Source organism: Paenibacillus wynnii (assembly GCF_000757885.1).
GTDB lineage: Bacteria > Bacillota > Bacilli > Paenibacillales > Paenibacillaceae > Paenibacillus_AQ > Paenibacillus_AQ wynnii.
In genome coordinates this window covers 625,886-644,352 of the sequence record NZ_JQCR01000002.1, presented here as the reverse complement: position 1 = coordinate 644,352, position 18,467 = coordinate 625,886, and the positions used below count along the sequence as shown (strand labels likewise).

At 44.9% G+C, this 18,467-nt stretch carries 15 protein-coding genes and 2 pseudogenes; 14 read left to right on the top strand and 3 right to left on the bottom strand.

Going from position 1 to position 18,467, the window contains the following annotated elements; all coding sequences use genetic code 11:
• The first annotated feature begins 1 nt into the window (after position 1).
• The 10 genes and pseudogenes from uraD to PWYN_RS05460 all read left to right on the top strand — a co-directional run bounded on the left by uraD (position 2) and on the right by PWYN_RS05460 (position 13,554).
• A complete protein-coding gene (uraD, locus tag PWYN_RS30810) occupies positions 2-901 on the top strand; it encodes a 2-oxo-4-hydroxy-4-carboxy-5-ureidoimidazoline decarboxylase (protein WP_036649288.1) in 900 nt (299 codons plus the stop codon).
• Positions 902-929: 28 nt separating this feature from the next.
• Positions 930-2,324, top strand: a complete 1,395-nt coding sequence (locus PWYN_RS29120) for an allantoinase (RefSeq protein WP_036649286.1) — start codon at positions 930-932, stop codon at positions 2,322-2,324.
• Complete coding sequence (locus PWYN_RS29115; RefSeq protein ID WP_240479689.1) at positions 2,288-3,580, top strand: M20 family metallo-hydrolase; 1,293 nt, start codon at positions 2,288-2,290, stop codon at positions 3,578-3,580. Before PWYN_RS29120 ends, PWYN_RS29115 begins: the two co-directional genes overlap by 37 nt.
• 24 nt (positions 3,581-3,604) lie before the next feature.
• Entirely contained in the window at positions 3,605-4,825 is a 1,221-nt protein-coding gene (locus PWYN_RS05485; RefSeq protein ID WP_036649284.1) for a pyridoxal-phosphate-dependent aminotransferase family protein, read from the top strand.
• 119 nt (positions 4,826-4,944) lie between these two features.
• On the top strand, positions 4,945-6,756 hold the full coding sequence (locus tag PWYN_RS05480) for an adenine deaminase (RefSeq protein ID WP_036649282.1): 1,812 nt from the start codon (positions 4,945-4,947) through the stop codon (positions 6,754-6,756).
• Positions 6,757-6,853: 97 nt separating this feature from the next.
• A pseudogene (locus PWYN_RS30610) lies at positions 6,854-6,991 on the top strand (IS256 family transposase); the annotation flags it as partial.
• 150 nt (positions 6,992-7,141) lie between these two features.
• Complete coding sequence (locus tag PWYN_RS05475; RefSeq protein ID WP_052087777.1) at positions 7,142-8,593, top strand: IS1182 family transposase; 1,452 nt, start codon at positions 7,142-7,144, stop codon at positions 8,591-8,593.
• Positions 8,594-9,172: 579 nt separating this feature from the next.
• Positions 9,173-9,625 carry an IDEAL domain-containing protein gene (locus PWYN_RS05470; protein WP_036649280.1) on the top strand — a complete coding sequence of 151 codons (453 nt, stop codon included), beginning with the start codon at positions 9,173-9,175 and terminating at the stop codon, positions 9,623-9,625.
• Between the two features lie 551 nt (positions 9,626-10,176).
• Complete coding sequence (locus PWYN_RS05465) at positions 10,177-12,405, top strand: FMN-binding protein (RefSeq protein WP_036649277.1); 2,229 nt, start codon at positions 10,177-10,179, stop codon at positions 12,403-12,405.
• Positions 12,406-12,597: 192 nt separating this feature from the next.
• Positions 12,598-13,554 (top strand): 3'-5' exoribonuclease YhaM family protein, encoded by a 957-nt coding sequence (locus PWYN_RS05460; protein WP_036649274.1) that lies wholly within the window; start codon positions 12,598-12,600, stop codon positions 13,552-13,554.
• A gap of 7 nt (positions 13,555-13,561) precedes the next feature.
• On the opposite strand, the gene PWYN_RS05455 is transcribed toward PWYN_RS05460, so the two are convergent.
• On the bottom strand, positions 13,562-14,194 hold the full coding sequence (locus PWYN_RS05455; RefSeq protein ID WP_036649271.1) for a 3'-5' exonuclease: 633 nt from the start codon (positions 14,192-14,194) through the stop codon (positions 13,562-13,564).
• A 79-nt stretch (positions 14,195-14,273) separates the two neighbouring features.
• Here PWYN_RS05455 and PWYN_RS29940 point away from each other — a divergent pair.
• Together PWYN_RS29940 and PWYN_RS29935 are read left to right on the top strand one after the other, a co-directional pair.
• Positions 14,274-14,789: pseudogene (locus PWYN_RS29940) on the top strand (TerD family protein); the annotation flags it as partial.
• A 99-nt stretch (positions 14,790-14,888) separates the two neighbouring features.
• A complete protein-coding gene (locus PWYN_RS29935; RefSeq protein ID WP_036653334.1) occupies positions 14,889-15,557 on the top strand; it encodes a vWA domain-containing protein in 669 nt (222 codons plus the stop codon).
• A gap of 105 nt (positions 15,558-15,662) precedes the next feature.
• On the opposite strand, the gene PWYN_RS05445 is transcribed toward PWYN_RS29935, so the two are convergent.
• Positions 15,663-16,355: a PspA/IM30 family protein gene (locus PWYN_RS05445; RefSeq protein ID WP_036649268.1), complete on the bottom strand. Its 693-nt coding sequence runs from the start codon at positions 16,353-16,355 to the stop codon at positions 15,663-15,665.
• Positions 16,356-16,400: 45 nt separating this feature from the next.
• Positions 16,401-16,619: a PspC domain-containing protein gene (locus tag PWYN_RS05440; RefSeq protein ID WP_036649266.1), complete on the bottom strand. Its 219-nt coding sequence runs from the start codon at positions 16,617-16,619 to the stop codon at positions 16,401-16,403.
• Between the two features lie 290 nt (positions 16,620-16,909).
• On the opposite strand from PWYN_RS05440, the gene PWYN_RS05435 reads away from it, so the two are divergent.
• Positions 16,910-17,539, top strand: coding sequence for a YfbR-like 5'-deoxynucleotidase (locus PWYN_RS05435; protein WP_036649263.1), 630 nt, complete (start codon positions 16,910-16,912; stop codon positions 17,537-17,539).
• Positions 17,540-17,627: 88 nt separating this feature from the next.
• The gene (locus tag PWYN_RS05430) at positions 17,628-18,125 is read left to right on the top strand and encodes a hypothetical protein (RefSeq protein ID WP_036649260.1); all 498 of its coding nucleotides are present in this window, start codon (positions 17,628-17,630) and stop codon (positions 18,123-18,125) included.
• The last annotated feature ends 342 nt before the right edge of the window (positions 18,126-18,467 follow it).

Here is an 18,467-nt window from a genome sequence, read left to right as displayed (position 1 = left end):
AATGGCTAGAACGGACTCTCCCTTAACATTGGATGAGATAAATGGTATGAGTAAGGATAAATTTGTAGCAAGTTTGGGCGGGATATTTGAGCATTCCCCTTGGGTAGCAGAAGGGACATATCTTCTGGCCCCATTCGAATCCGTAAACCATCTTCACAGCAGCATGTTGGAAACGGCGCGGCAGGCAGACCGTGAGCAAATTGAACATCTGCTTAGAGCCCACCCCGATTTGGCAACGAGATTACAGGTTAGTCCGTTGTCTGCAGCGGAGCAGCAGGGAGCAGGGCTGGATAAGCTGACACCTGAAGAGTTTCTTTTACTAAAAGAACTGAACCAAACGTACACGGCTAAATTTCAATTCCCTTTTATCCTCGCCGTACGCGGTAAAAACAAAGATGACATTATCAGTTCCATAAGCGAACGTGTAAATAGAACACTGCAGGAGGAATGGGATCGGGCATTATCTGAAATCGGAATAATCACCCGGTTCCGCTTGAATGATTTGATCAAAGAAGATACCAAAGAACCATACGGACGACTAACAACACATGTGCTTGATCTTTCCCGTGGAATTCCAGCCGCAGGACTGGTACTCCAGCTCAGAAGGTTAGCGAATGGAACGAGTGAACTTTTGCTTGAAGCGGTTACGAACAAGGACGGTCGATTGGATGCTCCTCTACTGGACGGTTCACGGATGGAGACCGGCTGTTATGAACTACTGTTTATGGCTGGCGATTATTTTCGAAAAACAGGATTAGAGGAAGAAAATGAAACTGTTGATTCTGCCCCCTTCTTTCTTGAACAGATCCCGATTCGCTTTAATATAAGTAACCCCTTGGATCACTACCATGTTCCGCTGCTCGTGGCTCCAGGTGGATATAGTACGTATCGGGGCAGCTAAGAAACTGAGGACCGGAGGTGATCGTAACGTGAAGAATTCGTATGATCTTGTAATTAAGAATGGGAATGTAGTGCTGTCCGGTGAAGTGGTAAGGTTAGATATCGGTATCCTTGAGGGTAAAATTGCCGCGTTGGGCGAGAATCTATCATTGACTTCGGATTCCAACGTTATCGATGCGGAAGGACAATATGTGCTGCCGGGTATGATTGATATGCATGTTCACTTTAATGAGCCAACGATGGGTCATTGGGAAGGCTTTCGGAGCGGGTCTGCCGCTCTTGCTGCAGGTGGTTGTACGACCTACGCGGATATGCCCCTTAACGGTAATCCGCCTACGGTTAATGAGGCTGCCCTCAAGCTAAAGGCAGAAGCTGCTTATGGGAATTCCGCAATAGACTATGTGCTGTGGGGTGGATTAGTTCCCGGGAACCTGGATGATTTAGAGGCGTTGGCAGCAGCTGGCGTTACCGGTTTTAAGGCTTTTTTATCCAATCCGGGAGGCGAAGGTGAGGGCCGATTCCGTGAGGTGGATGATAATACTCTCTATCAAGGCATGAAGAAAATCGCTGCACTTGGCGGCATTCTCGCGCTGCATGCAGAAAGCGAGGACATCACAGCCGTACTTTCTGCAGATGCCGAGCGGGAGGGGCGGAATACAGCGGGTGATTTCGCTGCATGCCGGCCACCCGAAGCTGAACTGGAAGCTGTTGCGCGAGCACTGCTGTATAGTGAACGGACGGGATGCCGGTTGCATTTTGTTCATATTAGTACTGCAGCTGCTATAGAAATGATTCATTCTGCCAAGCTTCGGGGACTGGATGTTTCCGCGGAAACCTGTCCCCATTATCTCCTTTTAAATGAGACCCACATGGAAAGTCTCGGACCGGTAGCCAAATGCGCTCCGCCTTTACGAAGTGAAGAGGAACGGGAGAAGTTGTGGAAGGTGCTTTCAGAAGGCAAAATCGACCTGGTTGCATCGGATCATTCTCCTTGTCCAACAGAGCTGAAATTGAAAGAAGGTTTGTCCTTTTTTGAAGCCTGGGGAGGCATTTCAGGCGCACAAAGCAGTCTCGAACTGATGTTCCACGAAGGGGTAGCCGTTAGGGGGTTACCCGTAACTTTAATTGCGAAGTTGTTGGCGGAGCTTCCGGCAAAGCGTTTCGGAATGCAGGATCGCAAAGGCTCCATAACGGTGGGGCTCGATGCCGACCTGGTATTGCTCGATCCGAACCGTTCTTATAGACTTGAACCAGAGGATCTCTTCTATCGTCACAAACACAGTCCATATATAGGGTTGACCTTATCCTGCGAGGTAACTGCAACCCTATGCCGTGGCAATATTGTCTACACCGCTGAAGACGGAGTGGTATCAGGGGATGGTGGACAATGGCTCCAGATCAAGGAAGGGCAGCTAATCCGATGAGTACGCCGATGATACAAGCAGCATCCACCGAGATGTTGAAACTGCTGGATGATTTGGCCGTATTTAGCGCTCCGGGACCGGGTGTAACTAGGCTGCTTTATACACCGGAGTGGAGCCAAGCACAGCTTTTTTTGCAGGGGAAAATGGCTGGATTCGGTCTAAAGGTAGGAACGGATAAAGTCGGCAATGTATATGGGCGGCTAGCCGGACGAAACCCGGATGATAAAGTAATTCTAACAGGCTCGCATGTGGATACCGTTGTTAACGGCGGGAAATATGACGGAGCTTATGGAATAGCCGCTGCGATTACCGCAATTCATTATCTCCAAGAGACTTTTGGACAGCCGCTGCGGTCTTTGGAGGTGGTATCGTTTTGTGAAGAGGAAGGCAGCAGGTTTCCGTTAACCTTTTGGGGCTCAGGCCATGTTACAGGGATGTACGATGGAAGTGAAGCAGATACTTGCGCCGATTCTGAGGGTATCACCTTAAAGAGTGCGATGGCAGAATGTGATTATAATAACTTCGAAGACACAATGAACCAACGCGTAGATTCAACAAGAAGAGATGATATTGGAGCTTTTGTGGAGCTGCATATTGAGCAGGGAATACTTCTAGAAAAGACCTCAACACAGATCGGTATTGTGGAGGCTATCGCCGGACAAAGACGTTTTACAGTCAGGGTCTCAGGAACAGCGAATCATGCGGGCACAACACCGATGAACTTGCGGGCGGATGCATTGATGGGTACTGCTGAAATGCTGCTTCTGCTTGAACGTTTAGCCGGGGAAGCCGGTGAACCGCTAGTGGCAACAACAGGTCGGTTGGAGGTAATCCCTAATACACCGAATGTGATTCCTGGAGAGGTGCAATTTACGCTGGATATTCGGCATAGTGAGGCTGAGAAGCTGGATCGCTTCTGTAGCGATACCCTTATAGCTTTTAATGAAATAGCAGCAAAACGCGGCCTTAACCTGGATCTCACACCAAGACTCAGTGCTCTTCCTGCACCTATGAATAGCGAGTTGTGCTACGGTCTGGAACGCATTTGCCAAAAGCAAGGCAGGAGCTACCGCAACATGGTGAGCGGTGCCGGACACGATGCTCAACTCTTTGCGCCGCGCTTTCCTACGGCAATGATATTTGTTCCCAGTCGGGACGGAATCAGCCATTCTCCTGCAGAGTATTCTTCTCCGGAGGAACTCGGAGTCGGCCTGGAAGTTCTGACCGAACTATTATATGAGCTTGCCTATAAGTAGATTTGTTATAGAGGAGAGATTGTCATGAAGCGGTACGAAGATTTGTCGCCTTCACTTCGGTGCATAATGACCCCGGGACCGGTGGAGGTTGATCCGCGTGTACTGCGGGCGATGTCTTTCCCGGTATTGGGGCAATTTGATCCGGAGTTTACAGATATTATGAATGAGACTATGGGAATGCTGAGAGAATTGTTCGTTACGGGCAACCAATGGGCCTATCCTGTAGACGGGACTTCCCGCTCAGGTATCGAAGCGGCGATGGTGAGCCTTATTGCACCGGGGGATCGCGTGTTGATTCCGATCTTTGGTCGTTTCGGACATCTCCTGCATGAAATTGCGGAACGCTGCGGTGCGGAAGTAAGGGTTCTGGAGAAAACCTGGGGAAGTGTGTTTGAGTCTAGTGAAGTAATAGCTGCCATGGAAAACTTCAGGCCGCATGTGGTTGCAATGGTTCATGGAGAAACCTCCACCGGTCGTGTTCAACCGCTTGCGGAGATTGGGCGGGCCTGCCGGGAGCAGGATTGCCTGTTCATTGTCGATGCGGTGGCAACCATCGGGGGGGTGCCTGTAGAGACGGATGCCTGGATGCTGGATGCTGTAATCGGGGGGACGCAGAAATGTCTATCGGTTCCCTCAGGCATGGCCCCCATTACTTATAATGAACGCGCTGAGGCAAAGCTTTTGACCCGCAAACGGGTAGAACGCGGTTTAAGAACCGGGGATGTAGAACCCGGGGAGCTGTCTTTTGTCCGAAGTAATTATTTTGATCTTGGCATGCTTCAGGATTACTGGAGTCCTAAGAGACTTAACCATCACACGGAAATGACCTCCATGCTCTATGCGCTTCGGGAAGGCTTACGTTTGACGCTTGAAGAGGGGCTTGCGGCACGTTTTGCTAGACATATCCTGCATGAAAAAGCTCTCATAGCCGGATTAACAGCGATGGGACTCAACTTGTATGGAGATCCCGAAAGTAAGCTTACAGTAGTTACCTGTGTACTGATTCCAGAAGGAGTGGATGGGGAGTCGGTCCGTTCGATGCTGCTTGACCGGTTTGGTATTGAAATTGCCAGCACTTTCGGACCCTTAAAAGGTTTGATCTGGCGTATTGGCACCATGGGTTTTAGCTGCCGCGAGAATAACATCCTGCGTTTGCTTGGAGCTCTTGAGGCTGTATTGATACGTCACGGGGTGACAGTGCCGCGGGGGCTTGCTATTCAAGCCGCACTTGACGTTTATGAGTAAAACATAAGATAATCGGTGGATATTAAAACGGCTTTCGTCCTGCTAAGGGCGATGAAGCCGTTTCTTCTTGAAGCAGCGGAGAAGGTTCAATTTATTTGATTACGGGGGGAGCGGTGAGTATGGCTTTTATAAGAAAACCTTTAGCTGATTGTGTACCTGAGCTCGTGGCTACGGCCCGTGGAGATCAACCGGCAACGCTGGTTATTAGAGGCGGTAAACTGGTTAATGTATGCTCTGGAGAGATCCTAGAGGGCATGTCTATCGGTATTCAGGGCGGACGTATAGCCTACGTTGGCAAAGAGGTCTCACACATGATTGGAGAAGGGACACAGGTCATCGATGCGGGCGGTAAATATATGGCCCCCGGACTCCTGGATGGACACTGCCATATTGAGAGTACACAGCTTACAGTTTCTGAGTTTGCTCGTGCGGTTCTGCCGATGGGTACGACCGGAGGGTTCTTTGATGCCCATGAGATTGCCAATGTATTTGGCCTCAAGGGCATAAAGCTGATGCTGGATGAGATGCGGGGAACACCTCTCGCTGCTTATATGCAGGTTGCTTCCTGTGTGCCGGCGGCAGGAGAAGAATTCGAGACAACTGGTGCATCTATTGGGCCAAAGGAAGTGGCAGAAGCCTTCACCTGGGGAGATGATGTTATCGCATTGGGTGAAGTAATGAACTTTCCAGGCGTTGTCTATAGTGATGAGAAAATGCTAGGGGAAATTCAAGCTACATTGCGTGCAGGGAGATACGTAGACGGACACTTTACTTGGCCTTCCAGTGATTGGAGGCTGCCTATATATGCTGCAGCCGGCGTAACCGGTGATCATGAATGTGTCACAGCAGATGACGTAATCGAACGGGTGCGGCTCGGGATGTATGCCAAAATGCGCCGAGGCTCCGCTTGGCACGATGTAGCCAAAACCATTACAGCACATACAGAGAGAGGACTTGATCCGCGCCGAATGATGCTGGTAACCGATGACCGAAGTTCAGAATCACTTCGTGACGAAGGTCATATGGATTTCGTAGTTCGGCACGCTATTTCACAGGGAGTCAGGCCGGTTACAGCTTTCCAGATGGCAACTATTAATACGGCTGAACGATTTGGCTTAGCTCGGGACATCGGTTCCATTACTCCGGGTTCTTATGCAGATATAATACTGTTGGACGGCAATCTATCAGACGTTAATGTTGTGCTCACCGTAGCAGCGGGTGTTGTAGTTGCAGAAAACGGTGTGATGACAGCCACATTGTCCTCGTACACTTATCCTCAAGAGGTGCTGAGTTCGGTTCATTTGTCATCACGTCCGACAGCTGAAGATTTTGTAATTCCTGCACCGATTAGTACAGGCAAGCTTGCCGCAAGAGTTATCGAAGTCAGGGAAAACCATGTAGAGACCCTAGAACAAATTCTTACACTTCCTGTGGAAGAGGGGAAGCTGCAAATAGGTAACGGGGATGGTCTCTGTAAAATTGCAGTGTTTGAACGTCATAAAGGAACCGGGAATAAGTCGGTTGGCGTAGTAAATGGAATCGGATTTCATGAACCGGCGGCTATAGCCATGACCGTTGCGCATGACAGTCACAATGTTCTGGTAATCGGCAATGACGATGAGTTGATGTCCCAGGCCGCGAATGCTGTTGCTGACGCGCAGGGGGGAGTAGCTGTAATAACCGCGGGAGGTACAACTCTTTTTCCGTTGGCGATAGCGGGTCTTATGTCCACTGAGCCGTTTGAGATAGCGTCCGCACAATCTGCTGCTATCAGCAAAGCACTCTACGATGCGGGTTGCACATTAAATTATGCTTTTATGACGTTGTCTTTGCTTGCGCTGGCCGTGATCCCGACCCTCCGCCTAACCGACAAAGGGTTGGTACGGATATCACCGGAAGAAGGGATTCAGAGGGTATCACTTTTTGTATAGTTATATAAGCTGAACTTAACATCCATATTGGTGAGACTGTTCATAGGTTTCAGGCGCTTTCGAATTCCTTTGTTCATTCGTTTAATCGGGTTGGGTAGAGAAAATCGTCTACCTTGATGTAATAGAGTACAATGAACGTTTTGGCGAACGGTTGATTCGCGGCTTCGGTGATTTAGAGGTAAAGAAGAAACCAAACGAGATCTTTGAAGCGCGATACCCGGTGCAGGAAGGGTAGGAAGAAACAGCCTAATTCCCTTGTAGAAACTCGGAGGTAGTCAGTGAAATAGAAGTATTTTATCAGACTGTTGAGAAAGTCCGAATTTCAACACGACACCGCGTTAATTTGGTATAATATAGATAACTTTGCTAGAAAGCGCGGTGTCTTATGTTAAACGAAAAAGATCAAGGGGATAGCGGAAAATATCAAATGGAGATGGTTTGTTTAGACCAGTTGGTTCCCTCCGATCACCTCCTTCGTTTGGTCGAAAAACATGTGGATTTTTCGTTCATTACCGAAAAGGTACGCCCTTATTATAGTGCAACCCAAGGAAGACCTTCGATTCCACCCATCCGTTTATTCAAAATGATGCTGATTGGCTACCTGTTTAACATTCGTTCCGAACGCATCCTTGAGCAGGACATTAACGTTAACCTTGCCTACCGGTGGTTTTTAGGCCTGGGCCTTAGTGAACCAGTTCCGGACCATTCCACGATTAGTTATAACCGGAATGGACGATTTCAGGGAACCGATGTCTTCCAGGAAATCTTCGACGAAGTGGTGCGGCTTGCCATTTCCCACCGCATGATTGCGGGGCGGCTCTTAATTACAGATTCGACGCACATCGAGGCGAATGCCAATAAAAATCGTTATACGCAGCAAATGACGAGTGAGTCCCCGCACGCCTATCTGCAAGAGTTGGAGACCGCAGTCCATGAAAGCCGCCGTGCTCACGGGAAAAAGCCATTAGCTCCTCCACGCGGGAAACGGGAGGAGGAGCCCAAAAAACTGAAAGTGAGCCTGACTGATCCAGAGAGCGGCTACATGAATCGTAAGAACAAACCGGAAGGATTCTTTTACTTAGACCACCGGACGGTTGACCACAAATACAATATGATTACCGATGTGTATGTGACGCCAGGCAATGTCAATGATTCAACCGTGTATATGGAGCGCTTAACCCGGCAACTGGAGACCTTTGGTTTTCGAGACACCCTCGAAGCCATAGCCTTGGATTCCGGATACATGGTGCCCCATATTTGCAAACAAACGACGCCATGGATGACTGTAATTGCCGAGCGGAAACCACCCAGCAAACCCGGCTTTCTCACGAAAGAAGACTTTACCTATGATGCGAAAAAGGATGTATACGTATGTCCATTAGGACAACCACTCACGTACCGAACGACGAACCGACAAGGCTACAACGAGTATATATCATCCAAGGGGCACTGCGCGGCTTGCCCGAAAGTCACTCAATGTACTGAAAACTCCAAGCACCAGCGTACGATTCAGCGGCATGTATGGGAAGACTTCAAAGAGAAAGTACACCAAAACCGGAAAAGTCCCGAAGGCGAGAAAATCTACAAATACCGCGCTCAAACCATTGAGCGTAGCTTTGCTGATGCCAAAAATCTCCACGGGTACCGTCGATGCCGAATGCGGGGCAAAGCCAAGATGCAGGAACAGGCATTGATGACGGCCATTGCACAGAATCTGAAGAAAATGGCCCGTCACTTAGCAAAGATGGAGGCCTATGCTTTTCATTTGTGTATGAAAAAGAGTAACCTTCACTACTTTAACCGTCATTTGGGTTTCCGCATGATATTTGCAGCTTGAAAGTTTGCTTTCTCAACAGTCTGATTTTATACACTTATTTCTAGCTTTTGGCGCTCGGATGAATGGATAGGTGTACATTGTGCAACTAAAAACACGAATATGCCGGTTAAACCCCGGAATACCCAAAAATAAGTGTATAAAGTGCAATTAAACCCCCTAAAGTGTGCTAAGGGAGAAATATAAGTGTAAGTTGTGCAACTATATATAGAAACCCATGTAGGTAGACGATTTGCCGTATTTGTCGCGGATAGATGCTCGTAGTCTACACATTCATCGTAGTTACTAACACACTACCATACACCCAAGGAGTAAATCTTAAGTACAATCTATATAGTTCTATATACTAGACTGTTTTGAGGTGTTTTTTAACACGCAAAACAGTCTTTTTTTATTTCAGGACATAAATTAAACAAATTTATCAAATTTGAATCACTTTTTTTAAGAAATTTATATAAAACTATAAACAAAGTAGAGTATGATGACGATATTAACTTTAAATTAAATAAAAATTAGTAGTATTATTGCGGATAGCAGCGAAGTTACTGGAAGTCCAAATAAGAGGGATGAGGTGCTTGAAAGATGATTAGATTAGAAACGCAAGACATTGTGAATATTGCCAAGAAGCAAATCGCCGGTATATTTAAAATGGAGCCGCTGGAGCTAAACTTCGTCAATGATTTTCAGGGAGAGAAATATCTCTTAACCAATGATAAGTTACACCTCACGAATCAGCATTATTGGGCAAAGGTAATGGACTGTGTATTTGACAACCAGATCAGACCGGTACTCATGTGCGAGATTCTGTATTTCCTTCGTAACGAGTTTATGGAGAGCGACATTAAGCTCCAATTTGACTTTGATTTCACAGAAGGCTCAGAAGGGGCTGCTGCTGCAAGTGCAGAAATTAGCTTTAATGATTCACCGGAACTGCAAAAGAGTGAGATTACAGAGTTGATTGATTTCGCCCTGGCCCTTCAGGACAAACAGTGGTTTCAGGAGCTGACTAATAAATATAGACAACTGACAGCATAAGCTTGCTATTTTACTACTACCCCCTCTACTTTTTGACCATACCTCACTTCTAAAATGACCGACCGAGTGACCAGTGATATCTCTTTCAGAATGTTTGCTTGAGGAATAGATAGAAGATAAATTTTCCGCTCGCCGGTCACTTCATTCGTCATGTTTGATCCATGAAAAACTCTAATAGGTAATGACATGCGAATGTGGTGTAATATGGTAAATAGTGACTTTTATTATAGGGGGTGTGATTTTATATACAGAAAAGAACTTAAAAAGTTTGATAATATCAAGCTGAAAATACTGGTAAAATACCGACATCTTTTTATGTGAATAAATTCACCTTATTATAGGTAGATTCACACTTAATCAAAAAGAAATGAACACGTATACATTTTTTTGGGAATTCGAATTGTTCGGTGTAGAAGAGGAGCGAGAGGGGGGATGACCTCTTGTGAAGAGACAACAGGTTCTTCATGAGAAGGGAAGTATATCACACTTGCGAAGGATTCACTTGTCAAAATGCTACATAAAACTGGGGAATTGGTAAAGGAGAATACAGATTGAAAAACAAAAAATTTATTTCATTGACTATTTCTGCCGCATTATTGTTGTCACCGATCGCGTTTACAATTAATGCACCAGCTTTGAACCTAAAGGTTGATGCGGTATCCGCTGCTTCTGAGGAAGCACCTGCTGCAACAGCTAAACCAGCACCAAAGCCAACAGCAAAACCAGCACCAAAACCAACAGCAAAACCAACAGCAAAACCAACAGCAAAACCAACAGCAAAACCAACAGCAAAACCAACAGCTAAGGCAACTGTAAAACCTGCAGTAAAACCTGCAGTGAAACCTGCAGTGAAACCTGCAGTGAAACCTGCAGCAACAGCAAAACCTGTTACTGTTAAAGCAAGCGTATACCAAGATGGAGTTTATGTTACTTACGGTCAAGCTTACTCCAAAGGTACTGAAGGCGCTAAAGTAACAATTAAAAACGGTAAGATCACAAGTGTTGAACTTTTGAGAACTAGCCCTAAATTGATTGATAGAGATGCTCGCAACAACTATCAAACTCTCTGGCAGGCTTATGGTCTTATGGAAGACAGATTGGTTGGAAAGACTAGAGAAGGAGCCGCTGCAGTTGATGCTGTATCCGGCGCTACTCGTTCAAGCAACGGTTGGAAATTGGCTGTTGACAGAGCTTTTGAAAGAGCTTTGAAAGTTAAGCCTGCAGACGCTGTTTACTTTGACGGCGAACATATGGGTATTGATCCTGAAGGTAAATATGCAGTATTCACAACATATTCAGCTAACAAGCTGACTGATGTTAAGGTATATGCACTGAACGCTGCAGGAGACTTTATTGATGAGAAGACTTATACAGCTGAGCAAACTGCAGCTATCGCAGCTATCAAACCAGCACTGCTGGCTAACGGTATCGCTGCAACTGCAACAGCTGGCTTGGAAGTTGAATTCAAGGCTGCTGTAAAGGCATTCTGGGATGCACAGCAAAATGCTATTATCGATAATAAATCTGCATATGTAGACGGGTTCTACTCCGCTTACGGTACTGCAAGAAGTGTAGGCGTAGAAAGAGCCGACATCGTTATCCGTAACGGTAAACTTGTTGATGTAAAATTGTTCAGATTGGGAACAAACCTGATCGACAGAGGCGCAACTGCTTATGCTTCAGTAGTTAAAGCAAACGCACCTATGACTGCTAAATTGCTTGCTAATGGATCTTTCATCGCTAACTACGATGAGAAGGTAGACGGAATTTCCGGTGCTACTGAAAGTAGTCACAGCTGGAATCAAGCTGTAGAAAGAGCATTCGAAAAGGCATTGAAGGTTCCTACTGCAGGTCAATATTATGACGGTAAATTTGCCGGTGTTGACAACCAATCTAAGGTTCTCCTGTTGGTTGATATTGCATCTGATAAAGTAACTGCTGTTAAAGTTAGCTTGTTCGGAGCTGACAAGAAGCTGATTGCTGAAGACAAATTGTCCCCTGGACAAAAGGATTTCGTAGCAAAAGTAACAGCTGATTTGCTTGAAAATGGTGTTAATATCTCTGAAGTTGCTGATCAAGCTGCATTGTCCGCAGCAGTAAAAGCAGCTATGGTTGACGCTATGACAAATGCATCCAAGCAACAAGGTGCTTATAAAGACGGTACTTTCACAGCATTTGGTAATGCTTACGATAAAGGAACGAATCAAGCGAATGTAACCCTGCGTAACGGTATGATTGTTGATGTAGTGTTAGCACGCGTAGGTATGAACCTTGTAGATTTAGGTCCAAAAGCTTACCCAGAAGTAGTAAAAGCTATTCCACAGCTTACTGCAAGCTTCATGGCTGCTGGAACTAGAGAAGAAGCTCAAAAGGTAGATGCTATTTCAGGAGCTACAAGCAGCAGCACTGCATTGAAAGCAGCTGTTGACAGAGCATTCGGTAAAGCAGAAATCGTTGAAACTGGCAAAGCTGCTTACTTCAATGGAATCTTCATCGGAGTGAACAAGGATAAGATGGTAAATGTAATGGTAACTGTTAAAAATGGTGTTCCAACAAACATGACAGTTTATTTCCTTGATGCTGCAGGTAAAGTTAAAACTGCTGATCAATTGTTAGAAGCTGAAAAAGCAGTTAAGAATGAAGTTGAAGGTACAACTTATGGCATCATGCATAAATATGGATACAAACCAACAGCATTTGGTAACAACGACGCTGAGAAGATTGTATCTGCTAAAGTTGTAGAAGCAATTAAAGCGGCTCTTGAATCAGCAGGTAAATAATCAATAAATTAAGCCTTAAAGTATAAGGGGTTGTCCAAAGGTCATGAAAATGACTGGAGGATGACCCCTTTTTGCACAGGAAGGGCATTACGGTTAAGATAATCTGGTGAATTAAAGGGATTTATGAGGTAGATGTCTAAAGTTACATATACAAAGACAGGTTTCCAACCTGTTATCTATAGGAGGCTCAACATGACACAAATCAAGCAGCTAGCGCCACAGGATGATTTTGTCGGCTTTTATCTACTGCGGGAGTTGGCAATTAAACAAACGAATGGTACTCCTCAAAAGGATTATTTTGATATTGTATTAGGGGATTCGAGTGGGCAGTTATCTGCTAAGTTTTGGGACGTTACCACTACGGATAAAGAGACGTTCTTCCCGATGGCGCTTGTAAAGGTACAGGGTACAGCTCATACCTACCGTGAGAAGCTACAGATCAAGGTTTCAAAAATGAGACTGGTTATAGAATCCGATGGAGTGGCTTTAACAGACTTTATCCGCTCTGCGCCTATCCGCCCCGTAGATCTCATTCATACGATTAAAATGGTAATGGCAAGTATTACAGATCAAGAAATATCCACGATTGTTTCCTTCTGTGTAGGTAAAGTAGAAGAGAAGCTGATGCATTATCCGGCGGCTAAAACCCATCACCATGCTTATTTTGCCGGACTTGCTTATCACATGGTGCGCATGCTGGAGATCGGCGAGTTTCTCTGTAAACAGCGTCCTTTCCTGAATCCGGACTTAATGAAGGCAGGAATAATCCTGCATGACATCGCCAAACCGGAGGAAATGATCTCCCAGCTGGGCATCGTCTCCGAATATAGTGTTCACGGAAAGCTGATCGGTCATATTTCTATGGCCTCTAACTGGATTACGGAGGCTGCTATTCGTTCCGATATTGATCTGGGCTCCGAAAAGGTACTGGCTTTACAGCATTTGGTTTTGTCACACCATAATCTTGGGGAGTGGGGTAGTCCCGTGCAACCGCAAACAGCTGAGGCAGTGGCGCTGCATCACATTGATGCTATGGACGCCAAACTTCAGATGGTTGAGGATGCATTGGATACCACACCTGAAACTGAGGAATGGACGCCTTTCATTAGGGGGTTGGAGAATAAGGCGGTTTACCGTTTAAAAATATAATGTTAATTTAGATTGAAAGTCTGCTGGATCTTGGAGCAGGCTTTTTTCTAGATTTTTTTACTGTACGTGTAAATGGAGAGTAACCCCCGACGTACATCTTTCCGCTGTTATAACCGTGAATGCTGGATAGTTGTAAGGGATCAGAGTGTTCTTCCAATTCCATAAGTTTTAAAAGAATAGCAGCAGAAGCACGTGCATCGTCCAAAGCATCATGATGCTTCAGCTTAATCCCAAAATGATCAGATATTACATTCAGCTTGTGGGAAGACAGATTCTGCAGCATTTTTTTGCCTAATAAATAGGTGCACAAATACTGAAAATCAGGGTAGCTGAGTGAAGCTCCATCTAAGCAATACCGCAGAACACTCATATCAAAAGAGGCGTTGTGTGCCACGACGATCTGTCCTTTAAGAAGAGGTTCTATCGAATGCCAAAGTTCACTGAAGGTAGGTTTGCCTCGGACCATTGAGGGAGTGATTCCATGTACTGCGATATTCATCCCGTCAAAATGCGCTTGCGGATCAATCAGCCAATGGTGTTCTGCCCAAATCTTACCCGCTTTAACTTCAACAATTCCCAGAGCGCAAGCGCTTGAGCGGCTGGAGTTCGCTGTTTCAAAGTCTATTGCTGTAAAATCCATATGTAAGCCCCTTATCTATCTTTTCTATATATTCATATTAAAGTAGTGAGAGGGTAAAAACAATGAAGGAGATGATAGAGTGCAGCTGTTGAAAGGACAAAAGGTAGAGCTTACAAAAGGGAGAAGTATAACAAACCTCCAATTGAACTTTGGATGGAAGACAACAAATGCTGAAATAGGCATTGATGCTGCTGCTTTTTTGCTGTCGGAGCAGAATGTTTGCGAGCGTGATGAGAATTTTATTTTTTATGGAAATCCAATGTTTTTCAATGGTAGCGCTGTACACTCCACATTAAATCAAACAGATAAAGAATCTATCTCCATTTCTCTTAAAGGGTTACCTGATGACATTGCAAAAATAGCATTAACGCTAACTATTCATGAAGGTGAAAAACTGAGACATTATATGAAGGACGTTGTATCTCCCTATTTGAGGATTTTGAATGGTGTTAACGGGGAAGAACTGTTTCGTTTCGATTACGGCTCCGATCTGACCCAACAGACAGCTATTGTGGTGGGTGAGTTATATCGGTATGGTGATGACTGGAAGTTTAATGCTATAGGTAGTGGATTCAATGGGGGACTAGAAGCATTATGTAAGAACTATGGACTTCAAATTGAGGAAGAAGGCATATCCACTGAGGTGGCTACGACAGCTGAGGCAGCAATAGTAACGGAGAACCAAACACCAATTCTGTCATCCATAGATTTAAGAAAAAGAATCGTACAATTTACGCTCGAAAAGAAGGAATTGACGGGTGTATCTGCAAGGGTTGGTATAGTCCTTGATATCACTGGTTCTATGAAAAATTTATATAATAACGGAACTGTGCAAGAAGTGGTTGAACGTATTTTGGCTGTTGCCTGCAAGTTTGATAGTAACGGGTCACTGGATGTATGGGTTTACGATAATGAGTTTAGCCGTTTACCATCGGTTACAGAGCAGGAACTGGGACGTTACGTATTTAAACATATCATGAACAATTCTGCGATTCATAAGTTTGGCCGTAACAATGAACCACCCGTGATGGAGGATGTAATACGTAAATATACGGAGGAAGAAAAGGATGATACCCCCGTATTTATAATATTCATCAACGATGGAGGAGTAGTGAAACCTACCAAAAAAGTGATTATGGCGTCTTCAGATCAACCGATCTTTTGGCAATTTGTCGGCATTGGAAATTCTGATTTTGAAGTATTAAAGCAGCTTGATACGATGCAAGGACGACTTGTTGACAATGCTAATTTTATTCATTTGGACCAAATAGAAAAGGTTTCAGATGAAGAACTTTATGACCAATTGCTAAATGAATTTCCCATATGGCTCAAAGCGGCTAAGCAGAAACGAATTATTCTTTAGTGGATAAAGGGGAGGCTCTTACATCCCTCCCTGCTCAAAGACAGCACGAAGGGATGACCCGTGTAACCATTTCATGGCTTTTGGGTCATCCCTTTTTAAAGGATGTTACTTCACGTTATTAAGGCTGCGAAGACGTGCCATTTCGGCGTCTACAGCTGTGTTCAGACTGGGATCGACCGCAGGAGATGAAGTGGAGTGAAAATTCCGTTGAGAGTTTTCTGCATGAGTCTCTAATTCTGTAATTTTCTCTTCCATCCGTTCAAAGCCGCGGGACGTTTCACCGGTATTCAGGGCATGTCCGTAGTTCCCTTTGCCCGGATTCTGTCCAATGTTCCGAGGAGTCTTATGAAGTGTTTCTTTGGCTTGACGAGCACGCGCGGCCAGTTCTTCTCTTTTGGCCTTAAGGCGAGTTCTCTCTTCCTTGGCATTTCGGATACTAATCTCAAGAGTAGAGAGGGTATGCCGAGTTTCTTCCAAACCAACCGTACATTCCTGCTCACTCTCCATGAACTTCAGCTTGGCTTGAACAGCAAGCTTGGCTTCCGGCTCATTACCTTGCTCTATCGCTTGAACGGCTAGAATCTCGCTCTGTTCCGCCATCAACTGATATTCGTGCTTGCGACGCTCCAATACGCTGGCCGCAACTTTGAAGTCGCGTTCATTGCGCTCTGCAGTAGCGATCTCCTCTTCTAAATCCCGCAAATATTGTCCGGTCAGCAGCATAGGATCCTCCAATTTGTTCAAACCCTCATGTAAAGCTGCCTTTGTCAAAGTTGCAATTCTCTGTAATATACTCATTTCTATCTCTCCTCTTATGTGTGCGATTTTGAAAAGACTATAGTATTAATTGAAATCAAAGTTGCTATTGAAGCTGCCGATAGGCTCTTTCGGAACAAGGATACTGGCGATGATGTAAAAGATTAGGACGGAGCCGAAGCTGAATATTGCAGCAATCAATGCAATAAGCCGTATGACCGTTGCGTCAAAACCGAACCAATCTGCCAATCCTCCGCATAATCCACTAACCTTTTTATCTCTCTGGGAACGGTAAAGTTTTCTCATTTCAAATCGCTTCCTCTCATAGTTATGAATCTGTTTGAATTTATTTGTCTTTCTCGTATCCGTTGTCTATGTACTTATTGTAAGGCCTTTACGTAATCGGCAACACGGGCTGAGGACTGTTTTGTTAACTCGACCTGAGGCGGGGGAGGCTCTGGCAAATAGGCGGGGAATCATAGATATAGGAATCAAATCACCTCTTTGTGGGAAAGTTAATCCCTATTTAACACTCCAAATATATACTAGGCTCATGTCCAGTCTAAAAATATACGTAGTAAAGGATGGCGGAACAAATGGGTATTCACGCTTATTTCAGATCCCTGAACGAATTGGAAAGAATTTTTCGCTGTCCCGGTAAGTTCAAATTTGAAGTTCACACAGTAGCAGCGCACTCCTGGAAGGTGGTTCAATACGCCAAAACACTGGCAGATATCGAAGAGAAAAACGGTGCGACTATAGATTGGAAGAAGCTGTATGAGATCACAAGCAGCCACGATTACGGGGAAATATTTATAGGCGATATCAAGACACCTGTTAAGCATTCTTCCATGGAACTTCGTTCTTTGATCCAACAGGTCGAGGAGGGCATGATCAATAACTTCATTAAAGAGCATATTCCCGAGGAGTTTAAAAGTATCTTTTATAACCAATTGCGGGAGGGCAAGGATGATTCAATTGAGGGTTTGATTTTGGAAGTCGCGGATAAAATGGATCAGGTGTACGAGGCCTTTTCGGAGCTTCAGAAAGGTAACACGGAGAAAGAGTTTGTGGTCATGTATCGCAATGCCTTAGTCAAAATCAAAAATATCAATTTGAAGTGTGTGGATTATTTCTTAGAAAAGATTCTGCCGGATATGGTGAATGAGGAGAGCATTTCTTCCATTGATATTAAAAGGATTACAGAGGAAGCGCTGGCGCTTTGAAGTGATTGATAGTTTGTGTATAGACTTGTAAATTTTCTCGCGGTATGATCGGGGAAGATACTTTATTTTCCTAAGAGGAGACACTAATTTGAAAATATTAACACTGATTATTTCCCTATTAATTACTGCTGCTCAGGTTCAGCCGCTCACAGAGTGGGAACTCAAGTCCTATATCCGTACGAACCACATCAATGCAGTCGATTACAAAATGATCGATGATACCTCCGCAGTCATTCTTGAGCTCATTGGCCCGCGCGCTACAGCATACAGGGTTTATAAACAAAGAGACAACTCCATTACTCCTGCGTCTGTCAGCATTTCATGGCAAGAGGATGAAGATGGAGTTTCCGTTAAGAGTGCGGCTGGGTATTTGTGTGTGGTCATTCATGACAAAGCAGTGGTACATAATATGGAATATTTTAATGTTTACTATATGGATGACGAATGGAACCGAAAGAAGGACCGGTTCGAGATGAACAACAAACGCGGTGCACTGGTTGAGATCTCATCTAAATATGAAAATGGAGGCGCTGTAAGTGTGTACGGCAGCGATGGGTATAGCGGGGATTTCATGTTCTATCATTGAAGATTTAGATTGTATTAAGACAGATGGCGAAACCTCTCGCTGTCTGTTTTTTTATTTGTTCAGAAATTTTGATCAAAGACTTCGCACTCAGCTAATTTTCATAATAGGCGGATATATATAATGCTCCCAAAGGCCGAGTAGCCGTTGCAAAGTCACGAACATATGCTCATTATATTGCCGCAAAGGAGATTTTTTATGGGAAAGGTGTTCCAAAAAACAGTATGGAGATACGCCGGTTCTGGAACGACAGCAACTGGGCATTTTTCTTCTTGTGATCGTATTGGTGATTCTATTTAGCGTCGCTTTGTACCGATTGTGCCTGAAGCTTAATAAGTATAGAAA